At 64.4% G+C, this 23,497-nt stretch carries 21 protein-coding genes; 14 read left to right on the top strand and 7 right to left on the bottom strand.

Translation table 11 applies throughout. The features are described 5' to 3' along the window. Positions 1-7: 7 nt before the first annotated feature. The 4 genes from CIT37_RS23950 to gntR form a co-directional block, all read right to left on the bottom strand. Positions 8-754: an SDR family NAD(P)-dependent oxidoreductase gene (locus tag CIT37_RS23950; RefSeq protein ID WP_038946407.1), complete on the bottom strand. Its 747-nt coding sequence runs from the start codon at positions 752-754 to the stop codon at positions 8-10. A gap of 18 nt (positions 755-772) precedes the next feature. Then, entirely contained in the window at positions 773-1,504 is a 732-nt protein-coding gene (locus tag CIT37_RS23945; protein ID WP_095425904.1) for an SDR family oxidoreductase, read from the bottom strand. 153 nt (positions 1,505-1,657) lie between these two features. Further along, positions 1,658-3,487, bottom strand: a complete 1,830-nt coding sequence (locus CIT37_RS23940) for an IlvD/Edd family dehydratase (protein ID WP_095425905.1) — start codon at positions 3,485-3,487, stop codon at positions 1,658-1,660. A gap of 136 nt (positions 3,488-3,623) precedes the next feature. Then, a complete protein-coding gene (gene gntR, locus CIT37_RS23935; RefSeq protein WP_028145163.1) occupies positions 3,624-4,724 on the bottom strand; it encodes an HTH-type transcriptional regulator GntR in 1,101 nt (366 codons plus the stop codon). A gap of 202 nt (positions 4,725-4,926) precedes the next feature. Between gntR and CIT37_RS23930 the strand changes: the two genes are divergently transcribed. The 14 genes from CIT37_RS23930 to CIT37_RS23865 all read left to right on the top strand — a co-directional run bounded on the left by CIT37_RS23930 (position 4,927) and on the right by CIT37_RS23865 (position 17,889). Continuing rightward, positions 4,927-5,994 carry an ABC transporter ATP-binding protein gene (locus CIT37_RS23930; RefSeq protein ID WP_028145162.1) on the top strand — a complete coding sequence of 356 codons (1,068 nt, stop codon included), beginning with the start codon at positions 4,927-4,929 and terminating at the stop codon, positions 5,992-5,994. Positions 5,995-6,041: 47 nt separating this feature from the next. Continuing rightward, complete coding sequence (locus CIT37_RS23925; RefSeq protein WP_095425906.1) at positions 6,042-7,361, top strand: ABC transporter substrate-binding protein; 1,320 nt, start codon at positions 6,042-6,044, stop codon at positions 7,359-7,361. 100 nt (positions 7,362-7,461) lie between these two features. Beyond that, positions 7,462-8,379: a carbohydrate ABC transporter permease gene (locus CIT37_RS23920; RefSeq protein WP_080670311.1), complete on the top strand. Its 918-nt coding sequence runs from the start codon at positions 7,462-7,464 to the stop codon at positions 8,377-8,379. Continuing rightward, on the top strand, positions 8,372-9,307 hold the full coding sequence (locus tag CIT37_RS23915; protein WP_028145159.1) for a carbohydrate ABC transporter permease: 936 nt from the start codon (positions 8,372-8,374) through the stop codon (positions 9,305-9,307). Before CIT37_RS23920 ends, CIT37_RS23915 begins: the two co-directional genes overlap by 8 nt. Positions 9,308-9,374: 67 nt before the next feature. Beyond that, the gene (gene denD, locus CIT37_RS23910; protein WP_028145158.1) at positions 9,375-10,361 is read left to right on the top strand and encodes a D-erythronate dehydrogenase; all 987 of its coding nucleotides are present in this window, start codon (positions 9,375-9,377) and stop codon (positions 10,359-10,361) included. A gap of 24 nt (positions 10,362-10,385) precedes the next feature. Next, on the top strand, positions 10,386-11,360 hold the full coding sequence (locus tag CIT37_RS23905; RefSeq protein ID WP_038970919.1) for a sugar kinase: 975 nt from the start codon (positions 10,386-10,388) through the stop codon (positions 11,358-11,360). A 13-nt stretch (positions 11,361-11,373) separates the two neighbouring features. Next, positions 11,374-12,024, top strand: coding sequence for a bifunctional 4-hydroxy-2-oxoglutarate aldolase/2-dehydro-3-deoxy-phosphogluconate aldolase (gene eda / locus CIT37_RS23900; protein WP_161966468.1), 651 nt, complete (start codon positions 11,374-11,376; stop codon positions 12,022-12,024). Positions 12,025-12,085: 61 nt separating this feature from the next. Next, positions 12,086-13,255: an acetyl-CoA acetyltransferase gene (locus tag CIT37_RS23895; RefSeq protein WP_028145155.1), complete on the top strand. Its 1,170-nt coding sequence runs from the start codon at positions 12,086-12,088 to the stop codon at positions 13,253-13,255. Positions 13,256-13,377: 122 nt separating this feature from the next. Next, positions 13,378-13,584, top strand: coding sequence for a hypothetical protein (locus tag CIT37_RS23890; protein ID WP_028145154.1), 207 nt, complete (start codon positions 13,378-13,380; stop codon positions 13,582-13,584). 129 nt (positions 13,585-13,713) lie between these two features. After that, positions 13,714-14,913 carry a CaiB/BaiF CoA transferase family protein gene (locus CIT37_RS23885; protein WP_038946418.1) on the top strand — a complete coding sequence of 400 codons (1,200 nt, stop codon included), beginning with the start codon at positions 13,714-13,716 and terminating at the stop codon, positions 14,911-14,913. 145 nt (positions 14,914-15,058) lie between these two features. Continuing rightward, the gene (locus CIT37_RS23880) at positions 15,059-16,195 is read left to right on the top strand and encodes a thiolase family protein (RefSeq protein ID WP_038946419.1); all 1,137 of its coding nucleotides are present in this window, start codon (positions 15,059-15,061) and stop codon (positions 16,193-16,195) included. Then, positions 16,192-16,551, top strand: a complete 360-nt coding sequence (locus tag CIT37_RS23875) for a Zn-ribbon domain-containing OB-fold protein (RefSeq protein ID WP_095425908.1) — start codon at positions 16,192-16,194, stop codon at positions 16,549-16,551. Before CIT37_RS23880 ends, CIT37_RS23875 begins: the two co-directional genes overlap by 4 nt. 481 nt (positions 16,552-17,032) lie before the next feature. Next, the gene (locus CIT37_RS23870; RefSeq protein WP_028145150.1) at positions 17,033-17,560 is read left to right on the top strand and encodes a carboxymuconolactone decarboxylase family protein; all 528 of its coding nucleotides are present in this window, start codon (positions 17,033-17,035) and stop codon (positions 17,558-17,560) included. A 26-nt stretch (positions 17,561-17,586) separates the two neighbouring features. After that, positions 17,587-17,889, top strand: coding sequence for a nucleoside triphosphate pyrophosphohydrolase family protein (locus CIT37_RS23865; protein WP_028145149.1), 303 nt, complete (start codon positions 17,587-17,589; stop codon positions 17,887-17,889). Between the two features lie 135 nt (positions 17,890-18,024). Here the strand turns inward: CIT37_RS23865 and glsA are convergent, their stop codons facing one another. From glsA to CIT37_RS23850, 3 genes are all read right to left on the bottom strand, one after another. After that, the gene (gene glsA / locus CIT37_RS23860) at positions 18,025-19,872 is read right to left on the bottom strand and encodes a glutaminase A (protein WP_095425909.1); all 1,848 of its coding nucleotides are present in this window, start codon (positions 19,870-19,872) and stop codon (positions 18,025-18,027) included. A 21-nt stretch (positions 19,873-19,893) separates the two neighbouring features. Then, the gene (locus CIT37_RS23855) at positions 19,894-21,969 is read right to left on the bottom strand and encodes a TRAP transporter permease (RefSeq protein WP_095425910.1); all 2,076 of its coding nucleotides are present in this window, start codon (positions 21,967-21,969) and stop codon (positions 19,894-19,896) included. A gap of 150 nt (positions 21,970-22,119) precedes the next feature. Continuing rightward, on the bottom strand, positions 22,120-23,286 hold the full coding sequence (locus CIT37_RS23850; RefSeq protein WP_038946423.1) for a TAXI family TRAP transporter solute-binding subunit: 1,167 nt from the start codon (positions 23,284-23,286) through the stop codon (positions 22,120-22,122). Positions 23,287-23,497 lie beyond the last annotated feature (211 nt).

Genomic DNA, 23,497 nt, shown 5'->3' with positions numbered 1-23,497 from the left:
GCTGTCCTCAATAGGTTGCGCGTCCGCCCGAGATGTCGAACACCGCGCCGGTCGAGAACGCGCAGTCCTCGGATGCGAGCCAGGCCACCATCGCGGCGAGCTCTTCGACCAGCACGAAGCGCCCCTTCGGGATCTTCGACAGCATGAAGTCGATGTGCTGCTGCGTCATCTGGTCGAAGATCGCGGTCTTGGCCGCGGCCGGTGTCACCGCATTGACGAGGATGTCATGCGCGGCAAGCTCCTTGCCGAGCGATTTCGTCAGCGCGATCAGGCCGGCCTTGGACGCCGAATAATGCGAGGCGTTCGGGTTGCCTTCCTTGCCGGCGATCGAGGCGATGTTCACGATCCGCCCGTATTTCTGCTTGAGCATCGCGGGCACGATGGCCTTGCAGACGATGAAGGGACCATCGAGGTTGATGCGCAGGACCTTCCGCCATTCCTCGAGGTCGGTCTCCCAGACCGGCTTGTTCACGCCGGCGATGCCGGCATTGTTGACGAGGATGTCGATCTTGCCGAATGCTTTGAGCGTCGCATCGCGCGCCTGCTCGACGGCCGCGGTGTCGGTGACGTCGACTTTGAAGACGCGGACGTTGTCGCCGATCTCCTTCGCCGTCTTCTCAGCGAGCGCGGCGTCGAAATCCCAGATCGCGACCTTGGCGCCGGAGGCGGCAAGGCGCTCGGTGATGGCGCGGCCAAAGCCCTGCGCGCCACCGGTGACGATGGCGACGCGGCCGTCGAGATCGATCTTGTTCATGCTGGCGGCCCCTAAGCGTCAGAGCATGTAGCCGCCGTCGACGACGAGGTCGACGCCGGTGGTGAAGGCGCTCTCGTCGCTGCCGAGATAGACCGCCATGTTGGCAATCTCCTCGGCGGTGCCGAGCCGGCCCATCTTCTGGCGGGAGATGAACATCTCCTTGCCTTGCGGTCCCTGTGCGGCGGCGCGGTCGAGCATCGAGGGAGTCTCGACGGTGCCAGGGCAGATCGAGTTGCAGCGGATGCCCTTGGTGATGAAGTCGAGCGCGACCGCGCGCGACAGCAGCGACACTGCCGCCTTCGACGAGCTGTAGACGTAGCGGTTCGCCGGCGGCCGCAGCGCTGCGCAGGAGGAGATGTTGACGATGCTGCCCCCGCCGCCCGCGATCATGTCGGGCAGGAACGCCCTGATGGTCCGGTGCATCGACTTGACGTTGAGGTCGAACGAGAAATCAAAATCCTCTTCCGAGCACTCCAGGATGGTGCCGTGGTGCACGAAGCCGGCCGCGTTGAGCAGGATGTCGATCTTGCCGATGCGCTTGGCAAGGGCGTTGACGTCGGCGGTGTTGCGCACGTCGAGCTTTGCGACCTCGGCAATGCCTTCCTTGGTCAGATCAGCGATACCGGCCTCGTTGATGTCGGTGGCGATGACGGTTGCGCCTTCACGCGCAAATGCGATGGCGCAAGCGCGTCCGATGCCTGCTGCCGCAGCCGTGACGACGGCGCGTTTGCCCTTGAGGCGGTCTGCCATGTTGTTTTCTCCTTTGAATTGGTGCCGTCATTCCGGGGCGCGGCGAAGGCGCGAGCTACGATACGCAATTGCGCATCTGAGAATCCATAACCACGATCGGGAGTATGGATTCCGGCCTGCGCCTTGCGGCGCATCCCGGAATGACAATCTTGCTTAGTGATTATCCCGCGCCACGCCAAACGTGCCGGCGACGTTCTGATAGCGCGTGGCGAGCTCCATGCAGGCGCCGGTCGATTGCTGGCCGACGGTGTTGCGATAGATCTCCTGCCACGGCGTCTGGTTTTCGGGATGCTTGAAGCCGCCATTGGCCTTGAGCTCGGCGTGACGCTTCTTCAGCTCCTCGTCCGAGATCAGGATGTTGGCGCTGCCCTTGTTGAGGTCGACCCGGACCTTGTCGCCAGTCTTGAGGATCGCAAGCCCGCCATTGGCGGCAGCTTCCGGCGAAGCGTTCAGGATCGAGGGCGAGCCCGAGGTGCCGGACTGGCGGCCGTCGCCGATGCAGGGCAGGGACAGGATGCCGCGTTTGATCAGCGCTGCCGGCGGCTGCATGTTCACGACCTCGGCTCCACCAGGGTAGCCGATCGGTCCGGTGCCGCGGATGAACAGCACGCAGCGCTCATCGATGTCGAGCGAGGCATCGTCGATCCGCTCGTGATAGTCCTCCGGACCCTCGAACACGATGGCGCGGCCCTCGAATGCGTTGGGATCTTTCGGATTGCTGAGATAGCGGTCGCGGAATTCCTTGGAGATCACCGAGGTCTTCATGATCGCGGAATCGAACAGATTGCCCTTCAGCACCAGGAAGCCGGCGTCCTTCACCAGCGGCTTGTCGTAAGCCCAGATCACGTCGTTGTCGGGGACAGGCGCGTCCTTGCAGTTCTCGCCGATGCCGCGGCCGTTGACGGTGACGGCATCCTCATGGATGCGCTTGTGCTTCATCAACTCGCGCACCACCGCAGGCACGCCGCCGGCGCGGTGGAATTCCTCGCCGAGATAGAAGCCGGCCGGCTGCATGTTGACCAGCAGCGGCACGTCGTGCCCGACCTTCTGCCAGTCCTCGATGGTGAGCTCGACGCCGATGTGGCGGGCCAGCGCGTTGATGTGGATCGGCGCGTTGGTCGAGCCGCCGATCGCCGAATTGATCACGATGCAGTTCTCGAACGCCTTGCGGGTCAGGATGTCCGAGGGCTTGAGATCTTCCCAGACCATCTCGACGGCGCGCTTGCCGGTCTCGTAGGCGATCTGGCCGCGCTCGCGATAGGGCGCGGGGATCGCCGCGCAGCCCGGCAGCGAGAAGCCGAGCGCTTCGGCAAGACCGTTCATGGTCGAGGCGGTGCCCATGGTGTTGCAATGGCCGACCGAGGGCGCCGACGAAGCCACGATCTCCATGAACTCTTCATAGTCGATCTCGCCCGCGGCGAGCCGCTCGCGCGACTTCCAGACGATGGTGCCGGAGCCGGTGCGCTCGCCGGCATGCCAGCCGTTCAGCATCGGGCCGCCCGACAGCACGATCGCGGGCAGATTGACAGTCGCCGCCGCCATCATGCAGGCCGGCGTGGTCTTGTCGCAGCCGGTGGTGAGCACGACGCCGTCGAGCGGATAGCCGTAGAGGATCTCGACCAGGCCGAGATAGGCGAGGTTGCGGTCGAGCGCGGCGGTCGGGCGCTTGCCGGTCTCCTGGATCGGATGGGTCGGGAATTCCATCGCAATGCCGCCGGCCTCACGGATGCCCTCGCGGACGCGATGGGCAAGCTCGATATGGTGGCGGTTGCAGGGAGAGAGGTCGTTGCCGGTCTGGGCGATGCCGATGATCGGCTTGCCGGACTGCAGCTCGGCACGGGTGAGGCCGTAATTGAGGTAGCGCTCCATGTAGAGCGCCGTCATGCCCGGATTATGCGGGTTGTTGAACCATTCCTGCGAGCGAAGGTGGCGGCGGGAGCCGTTGCCGGCGGGCGCATGCCCATTGGTTGGCTTTTTTGTCATTGGTTTCTCCTGCAATGCAAACGCACTGGCGTCCGTCCATTTACATCAGTCTTGGGGTGTCGGCTTGTGCGATGCCCAATGACGCCAATGACGGATCGCTGGCCCGCTGGCGGGTCGTTTCCTCACAAATGCGATACTAGTCATGGCTACTTGGTAACGCTACCATTTTGTTCGCCGCGCCTGCGCCTGAAACGGTCGGCCTGCCGTCCGAATGGCGCGGCGATGAGCTTTGCCGCTCGATTACCCTGAAGCCGAGATCGAGCACCGACTGCTCCGGGCGCCGTCCGTCGATCGCCTCGATCAGCATGGTGGCGGCCGTTTTGCCCATCTCGTAGCGGTTGGTGCGCACGCTGGTGAGGGTGGGGACGGCGGAGGCCATGAATTCGAGGTCGTTGAAGCCGACGATCGCGATCTGCTCGGGGACAGCGATCTCCCGGCGCCGGCATTCGAACAGCACGCCGAGCGCAAGGTCGTCATTGGCGCAGAACACCGCATCGAGATTGGGCTCGCGCGCCAGGAGATCGGTGAACAGGGCGCCGCCCAGCGTCACCGAGGTCGGTGTCGCCGTGGTGACGACGAGGCGCTGCTCGAACAGTGCGGCATCCTTCATCGCCGAGACATATCCGTCCAGCCGCCGCTGCACCCGCGGGTCCATGCGCGCACCGACGAAGCCGATCTTGCGGCGGCCCTGCTCGAACAGGTGCCCAACCGCTGCGCGGGCTGCATCATAGTGCGAAAAGCCGATCATCATGTCGACCGGATCGGGGCCGATCTCCATGATCTGCACGATCGGGCAATCCGCGGCCTCCAGCATGGCACGCGATTCCGTGGTCTGGTCGATGCCGGTGACGATCAGCCCGGCCGGCTTCTGCGCGAGAAACAGTCGCAGCAGCTTTTCTTCCTGGAGAATGCTGTAGCGCGTGTTGGACAACTGGATCGAGTAACGGCTACCTTCGGACGCGTCGTAGATGCCGCGCAGCACGTCCGAGAACACGTTGTTGGTGAGGGACGGGATCAAGACACCGATGACCTCGGTGCGTTGCGAGGCCAGCGCGCGGGCCGCAAGGTTCGGCACATAGCCGAGCTCCTTGGCGGCGCTCTCGACCCGCGTCCGCTTGCCGATCGACAGGGCCTCCGGATTGCGGAAGAAGCGGGACGCCGTAATCGGGCTGACGCCGGCAAGCTCGGCGACTTCCGCCAGCCGGATCTTGCCTGACTTGGTGCGTTTTCGACCCATTTGCTGCTCTTAACACAGTCAGTCCCGCAAACAAAGGAACGTTGACAGCGCTACCAGCAACGACTAACCAAAGACAAATTGCCAAAACCGCACAAACTGCCGACAATGTTGCCCGCTAAGATCGGGCCGAGTTCGGTGAAGTCTGAAAAAACAAGACGGTCGCGGCGCTAGAGGCGCCGTGGACTTTCGAGGAGGGAGCTAGATGTCGTCTGTGCAAATCCGCGACGTGCGGAAATCGTTCGGCAATTTTGAAGTCCTGCACGGCGTGACTGTACCGATCGAGGACGGCCAGTTCGTCGTTCTGGTCGGCCCTTCCGGCTGCGGCAAGTCGACGCTTCTGCGCATGCTCGCCGGTCTCGAGAACATCACCTCCGGCACGATCTCGATCGGCGACCGCGTCGTCAACAATGTCCAGCCCAAGGAGCGGGACATTGCGATGGTATTCCAGAACTACGCGCTCTATCCGCACATGACGGTCGCCGACAACATGGGCTTCTCGCTGAAGCTGCGGAATGCGGGCGCCGACGAGATCAACAAGCGCGTCAAGCGCGCCGCCGAGATCCTCGCGCTGTCGCCGCTGCTCGATCGCTATCCGCGCCAGCTCTCCGGCGGCCAGCGCCAACGCGTCGCGATGGGCCGCGCCATCGTGCGCGACCCGCAGGTCTTCCTGTTCGACGAACCCTTGTCCAACCTCGACGCCAAGCTGCGCGTCGCCATGCGCACCGAGATCAAGGAGCTGCATCAGCGGCTGAAGACGACGACCGTCTACGTCACCCACGACCAGATCGAAGCCATGACCATGGCCGACAAGATCGTCGTCATGCATGACGGCATCGTCGAGCAGATGGGCACGCCGCTCGAGCTCTATGACAAGCCCGATAACCAGTTCGTCGCCGGCTTCATCGGCTCGCCCGCGATGAACTTCCTGAAGGGGCATGTGCGCGTCAACGGCGTTGCGACCTTCGAGGGACCGAACGGCGTCAAGCTGCCGCTCAAGACCGCTCCCGCGGCGTCCGACGGCCGTCCCGCGGTCTATGGCGTGCGGCCCGAGCATTTCACCATTGCCGACGACGGCGCCGAAGCCGAGATCATCGTGGTCGAGCCGACCGGCTCGGAGACGCAGGTGTTCGCCAAGATCGGCGGCGAGCAGGTCGTCGCGGTCTTCCGCGAACGCCATCAGTTCAACCCGGGCGACAAGATCCGGCTGAAGCCCGATCCGTCGCTGGTGCATCTGTTCGACGAGGCGACGGGAAAGCGCCTGAACGCGTAGCGTAAGTTCAAGTTAAGACAATAAAAAAGCATCACAGGGAGGACGACATGCAAGACTTTACCCGCCGGACTCTGCTTCAAGGCGGAACGGCACTGGCTGCGACCGGCATGCTCACCGGGCCGGCACTGTTCGATTTCGCCAAGGCCTGGGCGCAGAGCGCGCCCTGGAAGGCGGAGCCCGGTGCCAAGCTGACCGTGATGCGATGGAAGCGCTTCGTGCCGGCTGAGGACGACGCGTTCAACGCAATGGTCGCGGCGTTCAAGGCTGCCACCGGCACCGAGATGAACGTGTTCAGCGAATCCTTCGAGGACGTGCAGCCGAAGGCCTCTGTTGCGGCCAATACCGGCTCCGGGCTCGATCTCGCCTGGGGCCTGCACACGTTGCCGCAGCTGTTCCCCACCAAAGTGCTGAAGATGAACGACGTCGCCGATTATCTCGGCAAGAAGTACGGCGGCTGGACCGATGCGGCCGCCAAGACCTGCAAGCAAGGCAACGACTGGCTCGGTATTCCCGTCGCGACCAACGGCGGTTACATGACGTACCGCAAGTCGGCGCTCGACAAGGCGGGGTTCAAGGAATTCCCGAAGGACTTCCCCGGCTTCCTCGAGATGTGCAAGGCGCTGAAGGCGAACAACACGCCGGCCGGCTTCGCGCTCGGGCACGCCTCGGGCGACGGCAATTCGTGGCTGCACTGGGTGCTGTGGGGCCACGGCGCCTACACGGTCGACCAGAGCGACAAGATCATCATCAATTCGCCGGAGACCGCGAAGGCGCTTGAATATTGCAAGTCGCTGTACGATGCCTTCATCCCGGGCACCGCGTCCTGGAACGATTCGTCCAACAACAAGGCGTTCCTCGCCGGCGAGCTCTATTGCACGGCGAACGGCATCTCGATCTACGTCGCCGCCAAGACCGATGCGAGCAAGAAGGAGCTCGCCGAGGACACCTATCACGCGCTCTGGCCGGTCGGACCGGTCGGCAAGCCGACCGAGCTGCAGCTTGCGCTGCCGATCCTCGCCTTCAACTTCACCAAATATCCGAACGCGGCGAAGGCTTTCGTCGCCTTCATGCTGGAGAAGGAGAACTACGAGAAGTGGCTGGACGGCGCGCAGGGCTATCTGACGCAGACCTTGAACGGCTATGAATCGGCGCCGATCTGGACGGCGGATCCCAAGAATGCCGTGTTCTCGCAGGCGTCCAAGCGCACTCTCCCGGCGGCCGGTATCGGCACCGTCGGCGAAAAGGCGGCAACCGCAATCGCCGACTTCATCGTCGTCGACATGTTCGCCAACTACTGCACCGGCACCAAGGATGCGAAGGGCGCGATGGCGGAAGCCGAGCGCCAGCTGAAGCGCATCTATCGCTGAGGGTCACGGGGCGGGCGGCCATTCGGCCGCCCGCTCGTCAACATTTCGATCAGGGATATCGGGCATGGCTGATGTCGCAATTCCCCGGGCCAAGCCTCAGATGAGAGAGGACGGCGCCTGGACCCAGCTCAAACACAATCGCAACTGGCTTGGCTTCTGGTTCATGGTGCCGGCCATGGCCTTCCTGATCTTCTTCCTGGCCTATCCGCTGGGGCTCGGCATCTGGCTGTCCTTCACCGACACCCGCATCGGCAGGGTCGGGCACTTTGTCGCTACCGAGAACTATGAGTGGTTGTGGGACGACTCCATCTTCTGGCTGTCGGTGTTCAACACGCTGCTCTACACCTTCGTCGCCAGCGCCCTCAAATTCGCGATCGGGCTTTATCTCGCGCTGCTGCTGAACGAGAACATGCCGTTCAAGGCGATGTTGCGCGCGATGGTCCTGATCCCCTTCATCGTGCCGACGGTGCTCTCGGCACTGGCGTTCTGGTGGATCTTCGATTCGCAATTCTCCATCATCTCCTGGTCGCTGAGGCATCTCGGCCTGATCGACCAAAACATCAACTTCCTCGGCGACACGACCTGGGCGCGCATTTGCGTGATCTTCGCCAATATCTGGCGCGGCGTGCCGTTCGTGGCCATCACGCTGCTGGCGGGCCTGCAGACGGTGTCGCCCTCGCTCTATGAAGCCGCAACGCTCGACGGCGCCACGCGCTGGCAGAATTTCCGCTTCATCACCTATCCGCTGCTGACGCCGATCATCGCCGTCGTGATGACCTTCTCGGTGCTGTTCACCTTCACCGACTTCCAGCTGATCTGGGCGATGACCCGCGGCGGCCCCGTCAACGCCACCCATTTGATGGCGACGCTGTCCTACCAGCGCGCGATCATCGCCGGGCAACTGGGCGAGGGTGCCGCGATCTCGAGCGCCATGATCCCGTTCCTGCTCGCCGCAATCATGGTGTCGTGGTTCGGCCTCCAGCGCAGGAAATGGCAGCAGGGAGAGAACAATGACTGATCTGCCCACCAGGTCCGTTGATCTCAAGGCCGTGCTATCGGGATCCTCTCCGACGGTGGCGAAGGACGATCACAGCGAGGGCATGAGCTATCTGCAGTCGGTGCCGCGCCGGATGGTGACGCTGTACCTGCCGCTCGCGATCATCGTCATCGTTCTGCTGTTCCCGTTCTACTGGATGGCGCTGACCTCGGTGAAGCCGGACGAGCAATTGCTCGATCTCGACAGGTACAACCCGTTCTGGACCTGGAATCCGACCTTCAAGCATTTCCACAAGCTGCTGTTCGAGAGCTACTACCCGTACTGGCTCTGGAACACGATGTACGTGGCCGTCTGCGCGACGGTGCTTTCGATCATCGCGTCGGTGTTAGCTGCCTACGCCATCGTGCGCTTGCGCTACAAGGGCGCCAATCTCGTCGGCGGGCTGATCTTCCTCGCTTATCTGGTGCCGCCATCGATCCTGTTCATCCCGCTCGCCACCGTCGTGTTCCAGTACGGGCTGTTCGACTCGCCGCTGGCGTTGATCTTGACCTATCCGACCATCCTGATCCCGTTCTCGACCTGGCTCTTGATGGGCTATTTCAAGACCATCCCGTTCGAGCTCGAGGAATGCGCGCTGATCGACGGGGCGAGCCGCTGGCAGATCCTGATCAAGATCGTTCTGCCGCTCGCAATCCCCGGGCTGATCTCGGCCTTCATCTTCTGCTTCACGCTGTGCTGGAACGAGTTCATCTACGCGTTGACCTTCCTGCAGTCGACCAGCAACAAGACGGTGCCGGTCGCGATCGTCAACGAGTTCGTGGACGGTGACATCTACCGCTGGGGTTCGCTGATGGCCGGAGCCCTGGCCGGCTCGCTGCCGCTCGTCATCCTTTACGCCTTCTTCGTGGAGCATTATGTGTCCGCGATGACCGGCGCCGTGAAGGAATAATCGCGGGGTCTGCCACGGGAGCGCGCCGGAGGCTGCGCGCTCCGGCCAATAAGAAGGAGTTAAGCTCTTGCACATTCTGGTTCTCGGCGCCGCCGGCATGGTCGGCCGCAAATTGTGCGAACGGCTGTTGCGTGACGGCCGGCTCGGCAAGAGCGACATCACCAAGCTGACCATGCATGACGTGGTCGAACCGAAGAGGCCGGAAAAGGCCGGTTTCCCGGTCGAGACCGTGTCGGGCGATTTCGCAGTCCCAGGCGCGGCCGAGAAGCTCATCGCCGGCCGCCCGGACGTGATCTTCCATCTCGCCGCGATCGTCTCCGGCGAAGCCGAGCTCGACTTCGACAAGGGTTACCGCATCAATCTCGACGGCACGCGGATGCTGCTCGATGCTGTCAGGCTGGTCGGCGGCGGCTACAAGCCTCGCGTGGTGTTCACGTCCTCGATCGCGGTGTTCGGCGCGCCGTTCCCCGATGCGATCGGCGACGAGTTCTTCCACACCCCGCTGCTCAGCTACGGCACCCAGAAGGCGATCGGCGAGCTGTTGCTGGCCGACTATTCGCGGCGTGGTTTCCTCGACGGCATCGGTATCCGTCTGCCGACCATCTGCATCCGGCCGGGCCTGCCCAACAAGGCGGCATCGGGCTTCTTCTCCAACATCCTGCGCGAGCCGCTGGCCGGCAAGGAAGCGGTGCTGCCGGTGTCCGAGGACGTTCGCCACTGGCACGCGACGCCGCGCTCCGCGGTCGGCTTCCTGCTCCATGCCGGCACCATGGATCTCGCCACCGTCGGCCCGCGCCGCAATCTGACCATGCCAGGCCTTTCGGCAACGGTCGGCGAGCAGATCGCCGCCTTGAAGCGGGTTGCCGGCGAAAAAGTCGCGGCGCGCATCAAGCACGAACCTGATCCCTTCATCGTCGGCATCGTCGGCGGCTGGCCGCGCAATTTCAATGCAAAGCGGTCGCTCGAGCTCGGCTTCACCACCGCCGAGAAGACCTTCGACGACATCATCCGCATTCACATCGAAGACGAGCTCGGCGGCAACTTCGTCGCATGATCTCTGACTGAGCGAGCCCTGGTGATGGCGAGCGTTGCTTGCATCGGCGAATGCATGGTCGAGCTCAGGCAGGCGCAAGGAGGCGCGTCTGCCGGGCAAGGGCAGGGCGGCGGGCTGTATTCGCGCGGCTTCGGCGGTGACACCCTCAACACCGCGGTCTATCTGGCGCGGCTCGAGGTCAAGGTCGATTATCTCACCGCGCTCGGCGATGACGGCCTCAGCGAAGAGATGATCGCGGCCTGGAATGCGGAGGGCGTCGGCACAAGGCGTGTCGTGCGGCTGGCCGGCAAGCTACCCGGCCTCTACATGATCCAGCTGGATGCGAAGGGCGAGCGCCAGTTCTTCCACTGGCGCGACAGCGCGGCGGCGCGCCAGCTGATGAACATGCCGGAGACCGATGAGCTGCTCAACTCGCTGATGAGCTACGACATCGTCTATCTCTCCGCGATCACGCTCTCGATCTACGATGCGCCCGGGCGCGAGCGGCTGTTCGCGGCGATCAAGCGCGCGCGCCTGCTCGGCACCCGCTTTGTGTTCGACACCAATTTTCGCGCGCGGGGTTGGCCGGACCGCGACGTCGCGCGCGAGGTGTTTGCGGCTGCTTTCGCCGCCGCCGATATCGTGCTGACCTCGACCGAGGACCTGCTCGCGCTCTATCCTGGCGAGAGCAACGATCAGCTGATGGCACGCATCCCGACGCCCGAGCTGGTGTTCCGGCTCGCCGAGCCCGTCAGCCTGCTGCGTTTCCCCGGGGCTACCCATGAGGTCCGGGCCGAACCGATGACCAAGCCCGTCGTCGACACCACGGCGGCCGGAGACAGCTTTGCCGCGGCCTATATCGCGGCCCGGCTCGCCGGTTCCGATCCGGTCGAGGCCGCCCAGGCCGGGCATCGCCTCGCCAGCCTCGTGATCTGCTATTCCGGCGCCATTATTCCGGCCTATGCCATGCCGCCGAAGAAACGGCACCGGCCGGCGACCTCCCGCCAGGCGACCAAGTAAAGATCGAGACCCTATGACCACGACTGCCCAACAGAACCACCTCGCCGCGCTGTTCAAGGCGGCGACCGTCATTCCCGTCCTCACCATCGAGCGGATCCAGGATGCCGTGCCGCTGGCGCGCGCGCTGGTTGCCGGCGGCGTCCGCACACTGGAGGTGACCATGCGCACCTCGGTTGCGATCGAGGCGGCGAGGGCGATGATGGCCGAAGTCCCGGAGGCGGTCGTCGGCATCGGCACGATCCTGAATCCGGCCGACTTCACCCGTGTCGAGAAGCTCGGCGTCGCCTTCGGCATCAGCCCGGGCCTGACCCCCGATCTCCTCAAGGCCGCCGCCCACAGCTCCCTGCCGTTCGCGCCGGGCATCGCCACGGCGTCCGAGCTGATGCTGGCGCTGTCGCACGGCCTCGACGTCGCAAAATTCTTCCCGGCGGAGCAGGCCGGCGGCATCAAGGGCCTGCGTTCGCTCGGCGGCCCGTTCCCGAACGTGCGGTTCTGCCCGACCGGTGGCATCGGTGAGGCCAATGCGGCGAGCTGGCTCGCCGAGCCCAATGTAGTCGCGGTCGGCGGTTCCTGGCTGTGCCCGACGGCCGAGATCAAGGCCGGGAACTGGGCCGGCATAACTGCCATCTGCCAGCGCACCCTCAAGGCCCTGAAACCCGCGTGAAGTCTTGCCATCCCTGCGCTAAGACTTAGCTCAGGAAGAGAGACCCCAGGGAGACATGACCATGACCGCCAGCATCGTCGGATGGGCGCATACGCCGTTCGGCAAGTTCGACACAGAGACCGTCGAAAGCCTCGTCACCCGCGTCGCCAATGAGGCGATGGCCGATGCCGGCATTTCGGCCGGCGATGTCGACGAGATCGTGCTCGGCCATTTCAACGCCGGCTTCTCGGCGCAGGATTTTACCGCCTCGCTGGTGCTCCAGGCCGACCCGAAGCTGCGCTTCAAGCCGGCCACCCGGGTCGAGAACGCCTGCGCCACCGGTTCTGCCGCCGTGCACCAGGGCCTGCGCGCGATCGCCGCAGGCGCGGCCAAGATCGTCCTGGTCGTCGGTGTCGAGCAGATGACCCGCACCCCGGGCGCCGAGATCGGCAAGAACCTGCTGAAGGCGTCCTACCTGCCCGAGGACGGCGACACCGTCGGCGGCTTCGCCGGCGTGTTCGGCAAGATCGCCAGCTCCTATTTCCAGAAATACGGCGACCAGTCCGACGCCCTGGCGCTGATCGCGGCCAAGAACCACAAGAACGGCGTCGCCAATCCCTTCGCCCAGATGCGCAAGGATTTCGGTTTCGACTTCTGCCGCGCCGAGAGCGAGAAGAACCCCTACGTCGCCGGCCCCCTGAAGCGCACCGATTGCTCGCTGGTCTCCGACGGCGCCGCCGCGCTGGTGCTGGCTGACGCCGAGACCGCCAAGGGCATGACCAAGTCGATCGGCTTCCGCGCCACCGCGCACGCCCAGGACTTCCTGCCGATGTCCAAACGCGACATCCTCCAGTTCGAGGGCTGCACCGTTGCCTGGCAGCGCGCGCTGGAGAAGGCCGGGGTGACGCTGTCCGATCTCTCCTTCGTCGAGACCCATGACTGCTTCACCGTGGCCGAGCTGATCGAATACGAAGCGATGGGGCTGACGCCGAGGGGGCAGGGCGCCCGCGCCATCAAGGAAGGCTGGACGCTCAAGGACGGCAAGCTGCCGGTCAATCCGTCCGGCGGCCTGAAGGCCAAGGGCCATCCGATCGGCGCCACCGGCGTTTCCATGCATGTGATGACCGCGATGCAGCTCGCAGGCCAGGCGCCCGAGGGCATGCAGCTCAAGAACGCCAAGCTCGGCGGCATCTTCAACATGGGCGGCGCCGCGGTCGCCAACTACGTCTCGGTGCTGGAGCCGCTGAAGTAGGTCTTGTAGGGTGGGCAAAGGCGCGAAGGCGCCGTGCCCACCCTCTTCCTTGCGTTAGATCATGGTGGGCCCGCTTCGCTTGGCCCACCCTATGGCTCCTGATTGATTGGCGGAAATGCATCATGAGCACTGACTACGAAGACTCGCTGTCGATGGACGCACTCAACGGTCGGATTGCGATCCTCGAGGACAATATAAGGCAGCTCATCGAGCAGGCCGCGGCCGCCTCAGGCGAGCAGAACGAGTCGCGCATCGCCGACCGGATCAGCCAGCAGAACGAAGAGCTCGACCGGCTCCTCAAGATCCGCGAATCCCGCCAGAAGAAATAGCGGCCGATATCACCGCGCGGCGCATGCGGCCATACGCCGGCCGCCCTTGCGCGCGCGGCACCGCTGCCCTTAGCTGGACCGAAATCGCGGGGCCGCGCCTTGAGCCCCCCGCGCAATCGGGAGCGAATGATGGGGCCGCTGAAGGGCATCAAGGTCATCGACATGACCACCGTGCTGATGGGGCCGTATGCGACCCAGATGCTCGGCGATTACGGCGCTGACGTCATCAAGGTGGAATCGCTCGACGGCGACGTCACCCGCCTGATCGGCCCGATGCGCCATGCCGGCATGGGCCCGGTATTCCTCAACACCAACCGCAGCAAACGCTCGATCTGCCTCGATCTGAAGAAGCCCGCGGGCCGCGAGGCCGTGTTGCGGCTGCTGAAGGACGCCGACGTATTGGTTTACAACGTCCGCCCCCAGGCGATGGCGCGGCTGCAGCTCGGCTACGACGTCGTCTCCGCCCTCAATCCGCGCCTCGTCTATGCCGGCGTGTTCGGCTTCGGCCAGGATGGCCCGTATGCCGCAAAGCCCGCCTATGACGATCTGATCCAGGGCGCCACCGCGCTGCCGGCGCTGATGGCGCAGACCGGCGACGGCGTGCCGCGCTATGTGCCGAACGCGCTGGTCGACCGCATCGTCGGCCTCACCGCCGTCGGCGCGATCTGCGCCAGTCTCGTGCATCGCGACCGCACCGGACGCGGCCAGCGCGTCGATATCCCGATGTTCGAGACCATGGCCGGCTTCGTCATGGGCGATCACATGGGCGGGCTCACCTACGAGCCGCCGCTCGACAAGGGCGGCTATGCCCGCCACCTCTCGCGCGACCGCAGGCCGTACAAGACCTCGGACGGCTATCTCAGCGTCATCGTCTACAACGACAAGCAGTGGGAGAATTTCTTCAAGGCGACGGCGCGCGATGATCTGCGTGTCGATCCAAAATTCGCGACTTTCGCGGGGCGCGCCGCCAATATCGACGTCGTCTATGCCGAGCTCGCGCGCATCTTCGAGACGCGCTCCACCGCCGAATGGATCGACCTGCTGACCAAGGCCGACGTGCCGGTCATGCCGATGCACGACCTCGCCTCGATCCTGCACGACGAGCATCTGGAGGCGACGAATTTCTTTCCGGTCGTGGACCATCCGACCGAAGGTCCGATCCGCAGCATGAAAGTGACCGCGACCTGGTCGGAGACGGAGGCCGAGCCGGTGCGGCTGGCGCCGCGGCTCAACGAGCACGGCGCGGAGATTCTTCGCGAGATCGGATACTCCGCCGACGAGATCGCCGCCATGGTGCGCGACGGCGTCACGCGCTCGCCGCCGGAGTAGGGGAGGAAGTGATGGCGACAACTCTCTCATCCGTCATTCCGGGGCGCGACGAAGTCGCGAGCCCGGAATCCATAACCACGATCGGGAGTATGGATTCCGGGCTCGCGCCAAGGGGCGCGCCCCGGAATGACGAGGAGGAGAGACGATGAGCTTCATCACCGGCGTCGGCCTCACGTCTTTCGGCAAGCATGAAGGCTCGTCCTCGCTCGACCTGATGAGCCAGGCGGCACAAGCCGCGCTCGACGATGCCGGGCTGAAGCGTGCGGACATCGACGGCATCCTTTGCGGCTATTCCACCGTCTCGCCGCACATCATGCTGGCGACCGTGTTCGCCGAGCACTTTGGAATCCGCCCGAGTTACGCTCACGCCGTGCAGGTCGGCGGCGCCACGGGACTCGCGATGACGATGCTGGCGCATCACCTCGTCACCTCGGGCGTCGCGCGCAATGTGCTGGTCGTTGCCGGCGAGAACCGGCTCACCGGGCAGAGCCGCGATGCCTCGATCCAGGCGCTGGCGCAGGTCGGCCATCCCGATTACGAGGTGCCGCTGGGACCAACGATCCCAGCCTATTACGGCCTCGTCGCTAACAGGTACATGCACAAATATTGCGTGACCGAAGAGGACCTTGCCGAATTCGCCGTGCTGATGCGCAGCCACGCCTGCACCCATCCCGGCGCGCAATTCCACGACCCGATCACCGTTGCCGACGTCATGGCCTCGAAGCCGGTGGCGATGCCGCTCAAGCTGCTCGACTGCTGCCCCGTGTCCGACGGCGGCGCCGCCTTCATCATCAGCCGCGAGCGGACGGGGGAGGCGGGCGTGCGCATCCGCGGCTGCGCCCAGGCGCATACCCATCAGCATGTCACGGCCGCGCCCGCGCTCAGCGAACTCGGCGCCGAGATCTCCATCGCCCGCGCCAAGAAGGCCACGGGCCTTGCGATCTCCGATGTGCGCTACGCCGCGATCTACGACAGTTTTACCATTACGCTCGCGATGCTGCTCGAAGACCTCGGTCTTGCCGGCCGCGGCGAGGCCGCAGCCCGCGTCCGATCGGGCCATTTCAGCCGCGACGGCGCGATGCCGCTGAACACCCATGGCGGCCTGCTCAGCTATGGCCATTGCGGCGTCGGCGGCGCTATGGCGCATCTGGTCGAGGCGCATTTGCAGATGACGGGGCGGGCGGCTTGCCGCCAGGTGCGCGACGCCTCGATCGCGTTGCTGCATGGCGACGGCGGCGTGCTGTCGTCGCATGTGAGCATGTTCCTGGAGCGGGTGCGATGAGCGGGCGTCTGGCAGACTGGACCAAGGGCGAGGCGGCCATCACCTACCAGACCTGCAACTCATGCGGGCATGTGCAGTATTTCCACCGCGCCTTCTGCGCGGCTTGTGGCGAATCGGATCCGCGCGAGCAGCGCGCCAGCGGCAAGGGCAGGGTCTATGCGAGCTCGCTGGTCTGCCGCGCCGCCACACCCGAGACGCGCGCACACGTGCCTTACAACATTTTGCTGGTCGATTGCGCCGAGGGTTTTCGCATGATGGCGCATGGCGACAACGGACTCGTCATCGGCGATTCGGTCATCGCGAGCTTCAAGCCGTTTGCCGGGAAACTCGTGCCGTTCTTCACGAAGGAAACGTAACGGGATTCGTCATTCGGGGGCGGTCATGGGACCGAGCCTGGAACGGGTATTCTGGGCCTGGCCTGTGCGAGGGCCACCCCGGAATGACGAAAACTCTAGAACTCCAACTAACGCCCGTAGAACAAGATGCTGGCGATGACGAGCATCGCCGTCACCGCCAGCATATGCGCGAGCGCTCCCGAGGCCGCCCCCTTGGTGGCTTCCTTCATGCCTTTTTCTCCCTAGACTTGGGCGTGACTCATCGTTGTGCGGCTAGCGCACCCGACGGCCAATTGTTTTACTCGGAACACCCCATTTGCGAGTATTCACCGTGATTTGTCCCCACGCGGCGAATATCGACTGTGTCAGGGTCGATCAGCAATGCGGCGGCAATTTGACTCGATAATGTTGCTCCTGCGTCCTCGCGCGAATAGAGTCTTTGGGAACTTGCGCGGACGACGACAAAAAGCATCAAAAAATCAGGGAAAACTTCAGGAAAATCATGGCCCGCATCAACTACAGCGACCCGTCCAAGGCATCCGACCGCACCCGCGAAATTCTCGACAAGAACCGCAACGCCAACATCTTCCGCATGATGGCGCACTCGCCAAGCTATTTCGAGCAGTACTGCCGCCTGGGGGGCGCCATCCGTCACAAGGGCGAGCTCGATCCGGTCGTGCGCGAGCTTGCGATCACCCGCACCGGCATCTTGTGCGAGGCGCCGTACGAGATCGTCGCGCACAAGCGGATCGGCAAGAATGTCGGCGTCACCGACGCGCAGAACGAGGCGCTCGAAAACTGGCAGGCGGCGACGTGCTTCAACGAGGTGCAGCGCGCCGCGCTCGCCTTCACCGACGAGATCGTGAAACTCAAGAAGCCGACGGATGCGACCTTCAAGGCGATCGCAGCGAAGCTGACGCCGGCTGCGCTGGTCGAGCTGCAGCTCTCGGTCGGCTTCTACATCATGACGTCAAAATTCCTGGAGACGTTTGAGATCGATCTCCAGCCCGTTACCGAAGTGGTGGGCTGATCGAAGCACCGCGGCGAGGGATGCCAATGACGATCGATGAATATGCGGCCTGGGCCGCGAGCGTTGCGAAAGTCGATGAACATCCGTCCAACGAGCGGCTGTCCTATCTCGGTCTCGGCCTCGCGGGCGAGGCCGGCGAGGTGGCCGAGCACATCAAGAAGCTGTTGCGCGATGACTGGCTCGACAAGGCTGGCCTCGTCGATGAGCTCGGCGACGTCATCTATTACTGGGCCTGCCTCTGCGCGACGACCGGCCAGAAGCCGTCCGAGCTGCTCGAAAGGAGCGCGGCAAAGATCAAGCGGCGGCTGAGCGAGGCGGCGAGCCGGTAGGGCAAGAGATGTAGGCTGGACACCGACAGCCTCCACAGCGTCATGCCGGGCTCGTCCCGGCCATGCCATGCAGCACGATGGACGTGGATGCCCGGGACAGGCCCGGGCATGACGACCTGTCGTGAATGAGCTGCTCTACATCGATGTCAGAATATCCACCTTGGCGTTGGCGACAATCAGGCGGTCGGCGAGGAGCTGGGCGAGGTTGCGCATGATGCGCTCGCTGGCGTGCGGGTGCCGCTGGCGGAAGCGTTCGAATTCCTGCAGCGGAGCCTCATAGGCGGTCGCTGCCATGTCGGCGAAGACGTCGGCCGAGCGCGTGGATTCCAGCAGCGCCATCTCGCCGAACGCCATGCCCGCGGTCAGCGTCGCGAGCCGCACGCCGTCAGGCAGCGTGACGTGCACGGCGCCGCTGCGCAGGAAAAACAGGGAATCGGCGGGATCGCCCGTGGTGAGAATCTTCGCGCCGGACTGATAGGTGCGGATGGTGCAGATCGAGGTGAGGTCAGTCAGCTCGTCCTCGCCGAGGCCCTCGAGCAGCGGTTGCTCGGCAAGCTCGGTGGTCTCGTGGAAGTCGATCGAGCCGCCGTAGCGGTAGACGATCTGGTCTTCGGCCCATTCGATCGCGGTGTCGAGCAGGTAGAAGTCGCGGACGTTCTTCAGCTCGGCCGTCCATTCCCGCAACGTGTCCCATTCCTTGGATGCGCGCCTGACGCCCGACAGCACCACCGTGACATTCAGCGCCGCGAGCTCCTCGAACGCTTCGGCGACGAGCCGCGCCCCGGCGCGCGTGGTGGAGGTGACGCGGTGCAGATCGAAGATCACGAATTGCGGACGGGGCCGCCCCGCAAGCCGCCGGGAGACGTAGTCGACCGCGGACAGTGACAGCGTGCCGACCAGCTCGATGATCCGCACCTCCTGCTCATGGGCGGCGAGAATCTCGCGCTCCTGCGGCCGGCGCACGCGGCGCGACGGGCTCTTGCCGATATCGTAGTCGGCGATGACGGCGTTGCGCGCATCGTCGCTGCGGTTGAGCATGTGCAGATCGTAATGTGAGGACAGCGCCTCGCAGACCTTGATGCCGCGCACGCTGTTGCCGTGCTTGTCGAGCCTTGGCGAATAGCTGCCGAGCCCGAGCCGGGCGGGGAGGGCGGCAAGGATGCCGCCGCCGACGCCGCTCTTGGCGGGAATGCCGATCCGGTAGATCCATTCGCCGGCATAGTCGTACATGCCCGAGGACGTCATCACCGACAGCGTGCGGGAGATCGCGTAAGGCGTCAGCACCTGCTCACCCGTGACCGGATTGACGCCGCGATTGGCGAGGGTCGCCGCCATCACCGCGATGTCGCGCGCGGTGACCAGCACCGCGCATTGCCGGAAATAGACGTCGAGCACGCCTGCGACATTGTCCGAGATCACCGCGTTGGTCTTCAAGAGATAACCGATCGCGCGGTTGCGGTCGCCGGTCTGGCTCTCCGAGCCGTAGACGGCTTCGTCCACGGCGAGATCGCGACCCGCGAAGCGGCTCAGCGCCAGGCGTATCTGCTCGAAGGCATCTGCGCCCTTGCTGTCGTAAATCAGCCCGGTGCAGGCGATCGCGCCGGCATTGACCATCGGGTTGAACGGGTGGTTCTCGGAATTGAGCCGGATCGAGTTGAAAGGATCGCCCGACGGTTCGACGCCGATCGCGCTCTCGACCCTGCCGGCGCCGAGCAGGTCGAGCGCCAGCGCGAACACGAACGGTTTTGACATCGATTGGATGGTGAAGGGCACCCTGGAGTCGCCGACCTCATAGACATGGCCGTCGAGCGTGGCGAGGCTGATGCCAAAATAGGCAGGATCAGCCTTGCTCAGCTCGGGAATGTAGTCGGCGACCGCGCCTGAGGTCTCGGCCGAGAATTCGTTGAGGCAATTATCCAGAAACCGCAGCAAGGGCGGCTTCGAGCGGGTCCAGGCGGCGGCGAGAGGCGAGAGCGGGGTCATCGCCTCTCTTGTGCAACGCAATCAGGGTACGCGCAACCCGTTCGGTACCACGGCCTGCCGCCGGACCAACAGCAGGGCGAGCAGAACCGTGGGTGCAAGGATGGCAAGGCCCAGCAGCGTCACCTGCAGCTGCGACAGCGGCATGATCCCGCCGCCCGGTGTCGCCACCACGAAGCCGCCGATCACCAGCAGAACGCGGATCGGCCATTCCAGCCCGCCGGCGCTGCGTAAGTCCCCGACGAAGGGCTGATAGCCCTGGATGCCGCCGCAGATGAACAGCGTGCCGAACGCAGCAAGTCCCATCAGGCCGAGACCGGCGAGATACGGGCTCGGCCCTTGCAGCACCAGCGCCGGATTGAGCACGAAGAAGAACGGGATGAAATAGATGATGCTGCCGACCCACATCGATTCCCAGCCCGTCTTCATCGCCGGCGAGCCGGCAATGCCTGCGGCCGCGAAGGAGGCGATCGCGACCGGCGGGGTGATCGAGGACAGCATGCCCCAATAGAAGATGAACATGTGCACGGCCATCTTGTTCAGCCCGAGCTTCTCCAGTGCGGGCGCGACCAGGATGGCAAGGAAGATGTAGCAGGCCGTCGTCGTCAGCCCGAGGCCGAGGATCAGGCTGGTGACCGCGCACATGCCGAGCAGCAGGAAGGGATTGTCGCCGGCAATATGCAAGAGATCGTTAGCAAGGCTCGACACCACTCCGGTCATCGAGAACGCGCCGATCAGGAGACCGCAGCCGGCGAGGATGCCGACGAGCTCGACGAAGGTGCGGCCGTTGACCTCGAGGAATTTTCCGATCGTCGCAAGGGTCCAGCGGGTGTCCTTGGAGAAGAATTGGTTGAGCACCAGCAGCAGCGCGGTCGCGTAGAACGGCGCATGGCTTTCGCGCTTGAAGTAGAGCAGCATCACGATCAGCAGGGCGATGACGAAGACGTAGTACCAGCCGTCCTTGATCGTATCCATGATCCGCGGCAGCTCGGCGCGCGGAATCCCCTTCAGCCCGTGGCGCGCGGCGTAGGTATCGACCTGCATGAACAGGCCGACATAATAGAGCGCGGCCGGGATGATCGCGGCGACCGCGACCTCGGCGTAGCTGATATTGAGGAACTGCGCGATCACGAAGGCGGTCGCGCCCATCACCGGCGGCGCCAGCACCGCGCCGGTCGAGGCGCAGGCCTCGATCGCGCCGGCATAGGAGGCGCGAAAGCCGCTCTTCTTCATCACGGGGATGGTCATGGTGCCGGCGGTCAGCACGTTGGAGATGATCGAGCCCGACATCATGCCGAGCAGGCCGCTCGCGAAGATGCAGACCTTGGCCGCGCCGCCGCGGAACGTCCCGCACATCGCGAAAGAGAGGTTGATGAAGAATTTGCCGGCGCCCGTCATCATCAGCGCAGTGCCGAATACGAGGAAGCCGATCACGGTATCGGCGAAGGCCTGGATCGGAATGCCGAGCAGGCTCTCGCCCGACAGCACGTGATAGGCGGTCGCCTGCTCCAACGTCGATTGCGTGCCGCGGAAAGGGCCGAGCCAGCTGGATTCGGCGAACAGCGGATAGACGGTGAAGGGGAGCACGCTCAACAGCAGGCTCCAGCCGCCGGTGCGGCGCAGCGCCTCCATCAGCATCACCCACATCACGAGCCCCGCGGCGATCACGTTGTTCGGCGCGCCGCCGAATTCCCAACCGGCCTCCGCCGCCTTGCGCACGTTCGACATCAGCAGCAGCGCTGCGGCGAAAGTCGCGGCGAACAAGACGAGGTCGTACCAGGGAATCCGGTCGAGCGGGGCGCGCTCGGAGCCCGGAAAGATCAGGAAGGTGAAGGGCAGCATCAACGCGATCAGGAGATAGAAATACTCCGTGTTGAGCTGGGTGTAGCCGATGAAGAAGCGCAACGAGAATTGCTGGTTGATGCAGAGCAGGATCGTGGCCGCGGTCGCCGCGACCAGCGTCCAGCGCCAGGCGCCGCGCAAGGTGCGCACGCGCGTGACTTCGGCCTCCTGCATGTTGCCGGCCGCACCATGTGGATCGCCGAATACGACCCGCTTGGTCTCGTCTTGCGGGGCAGTGGAGGTGGAAACGGAAGACATCAATCGACCCCGCGCGTGGGCTGGTAACTAATTAGGCGAATAGCCGTTGGTTGACTCGAATGCGGCCGCGAGCTCGCTCAACCTCTCCCGCAAGCGGGAGAGGCGGCGCACCTGACGCGAAGCAACGGTCAAGCTCAATGTCGGCACACTCTAATCCTCGAACCCGTTCGGCATGTCGGCTTTCGCAAGCGCCGTCGCGCGCGCCTTCATCCAGCCGTCGAGAAACGCCTTGTCGTCCGACGGCGGGTTGGACTTGCCGTAATCGGCCCACGCGGCTGCCAGCACCTCCTGCCGCTTGATCAGCTTGTTGTTGTGCGCCTCCTGCGCATCGCTCCATTGCCCGGCTTCCTTCAGCGCCTTCACCGAGCCGGGATGCACCGGCACCACCCAGTTCTTGGTCTGGCGGTCGGCGGCGAGGCCGCCGGCGCCGGGCGCGGAGTCCTTGTAGGCATCGTAATTTGTGATCATCGCCTTGGTGATCGCATAGACCTGGTCGGCCGGCTGCGAGGCATAGGCGACGAAGATCGGGTAGGGGTAGTTGCCGAGCTCGACCGGCTTGTCCGGCGAGATTCCGGCCCCGCAGGTCGCGACTTGCGGGAAGAAGAACGAGCCGACCTTCTGCATCCGAGCCCAGCCTTCCTTGTCCTTGGCGGGCAGCGGCGGCCAGATCAGGCCGCGCGGCGAGGTCTCGGCTTCCTTGGCGGGGCCGGTGATGGTGGTGCCGAAAGCGGCATCGACGTCGTTGTTGATTAGGCCTTTCCACATCGCGCCGTAGCTTGCGAATTCGACGGCCTTGACGTCCTTCTGCGTCAGCCCGGCGAAGGCGAGCACTGCGAGCGAGTTCTGGTTCAGCGCGGGTGAGCCGACCACGAAGCCGACACGCTTGCCCTTGAGGTCCTTCAGCTCCTTCACACCGGTGTCGGCGGCGACGCCCAGCGATCCGCAATTGCAGTCGACGGTCGAGAGCAGGATCTGAAGCGGCTGCGGACCCCATTCCTTCGCGCCGAACTCGAACATGCCTTCCTGCGCGAAGTAGGTGCCGGATCCCATCGCCGAGGATACGGCGCGCTTGGCGCGCAGCGGCGCGAGGCGGGCGACGTCGTTCCCTGCGGGCAGCACGCGCACATCGGTGCCGTATTTGTCCTTCATCATCTTGCCGACGCCGACGGCGATGTTGAAGCCGGCCGTTCCGGTGTCATAGGCGGTGAACGTCAACGTCGCCGGCAGCTTGATGTCTTCGGCGAACGAATAGCGTGTAGACGCAAAAGAGATGCCCGCCACCAAGGCAGGCGCGAGCATGAGCAGCCCACGAAGCATGTTTCCCTCCAATGATCGTCGCGTTTGCCGCGAAGAATTTCGTTCTTTGTTTGAAACAGAGTTTTGTTTGCGACGGATCATGTCACCCGCATCAGGCGATGGCAACGCCGTACCGGGAATGCGACGCATCGGACTGACACATTGTCGCGGAGGATGCGGCCTCGCGGCGAATACGGAGTGCTCGGCCCATGGTTCGAGACGCGCCGTAAGC

The organism is Bradyrhizobium ottawaense (genome assembly GCF_002278135.3).
GTDB lineage: Bacteria > Pseudomonadota > Alphaproteobacteria > Rhizobiales > Xanthobacteraceae > Bradyrhizobium > Bradyrhizobium ottawaense.
This window is presented reverse-complemented; position numbering and strand designations above follow the sequence as displayed.

Bases quoted from the DNA above. Each gene is read 5' to 3' on its own strand.
- CIT37_RS23865 (WP_028145149.1), top strand. From the start codon at position 17,587: ATGACGATCGATGAATATGCGGCCTGGGCCGCGAGCGTTGCGAAAGTC.
- CIT37_RS23850 (WP_038946423.1), bottom strand. From the start codon at position 23,286: ATGCTTCGTGGGCTGCTCATGCTCGCGCCTGCCTTGGTGGCGGGCATC.
- eda (WP_161966468.1), top strand. From the start codon at position 11,374: ATGACCACGACTGCCCAACAGAACCACCTCGCCGCGCTGTTCAAGGCG.
- CIT37_RS23930 (WP_028145162.1), top strand. From the start codon at position 4,927: ATGTCGTCTGTGCAAATCCGCGACGTGCGGAAATCGTTCGGCAATTTT.
- glsA (WP_095425909.1), bottom strand. From the start codon at position 19,872: ATGACCCCGCTCTCGCCTCTCGCCGCCGCCTGGACCCGCTCGAAGCCG.
- CIT37_RS23920 (WP_080670311.1), top strand. From the start codon at position 7,462: ATGAGAGAGGACGGCGCCTGGACCCAGCTCAAACACAATCGCAACTGG.
- CIT37_RS23870 (WP_028145150.1), top strand. From the start codon at position 17,033: ATGGCCCGCATCAACTACAGCGACCCGTCCAAGGCATCCGACCGCACC.
- CIT37_RS23905 (WP_038970919.1), top strand. From the start codon at position 10,386: ATGGCGAGCGTTGCTTGCATCGGCGAATGCATGGTCGAGCTCAGGCAG.
- CIT37_RS23890 (WP_028145154.1), top strand. From the start codon at position 13,378: ATGAGCACTGACTACGAAGACTCGCTGTCGATGGACGCACTCAACGGT.
- CIT37_RS23925 (WP_095425906.1), top strand. From the start codon at position 6,042: ATGCAAGACTTTACCCGCCGGACTCTGCTTCAAGGCGGAACGGCACTG.
- CIT37_RS23875 (WP_095425908.1), top strand. From the start codon at position 16,192: ATGAGCGGGCGTCTGGCAGACTGGACCAAGGGCGAGGCGGCCATCACC.
- CIT37_RS23855 (WP_095425910.1), bottom strand. From the start codon at position 21,969: ATGTCTTCCGTTTCCACCTCCACTGCCCCGCAAGACGAGACCAAGCGG.
- CIT37_RS23915 (WP_028145159.1), top strand. From the start codon at position 8,372: ATGACTGATCTGCCCACCAGGTCCGTTGATCTCAAGGCCGTGCTATCG.
- CIT37_RS23885 (WP_038946418.1), top strand. From the start codon at position 13,714: ATGGGGCCGCTGAAGGGCATCAAGGTCATCGACATGACCACCGTGCTG.
- CIT37_RS23940 (WP_095425905.1), bottom strand. From the start codon at position 3,487: ATGACAAAAAAGCCAACCAATGGGCATGCGCCCGCCGGCAACGGCTCC.
- CIT37_RS23895 (WP_028145155.1), top strand. From the start codon at position 12,086: ATGACCGCCAGCATCGTCGGATGGGCGCATACGCCGTTCGGCAAGTTC.
- CIT37_RS23945 (WP_095425904.1), bottom strand. From the start codon at position 1,504: ATGGCAGACCGCCTCAAGGGCAAACGCGCCGTCGTCACGGCTGCGGCA.
- gntR (WP_028145163.1), bottom strand. From the start codon at position 4,724: ATGGGTCGAAAACGCACCAAGTCAGGCAAGATCCGGCTGGCGGAAGTC.
- CIT37_RS23880 (WP_038946419.1), top strand. From the start codon at position 15,059: ATGAGCTTCATCACCGGCGTCGGCCTCACGTCTTTCGGCAAGCATGAA.
- CIT37_RS23950 (WP_038946407.1), bottom strand. From the start codon at position 754: ATGAACAAGATCGATCTCGACGGCCGCGTCGCCATCGTCACCGGTGGC.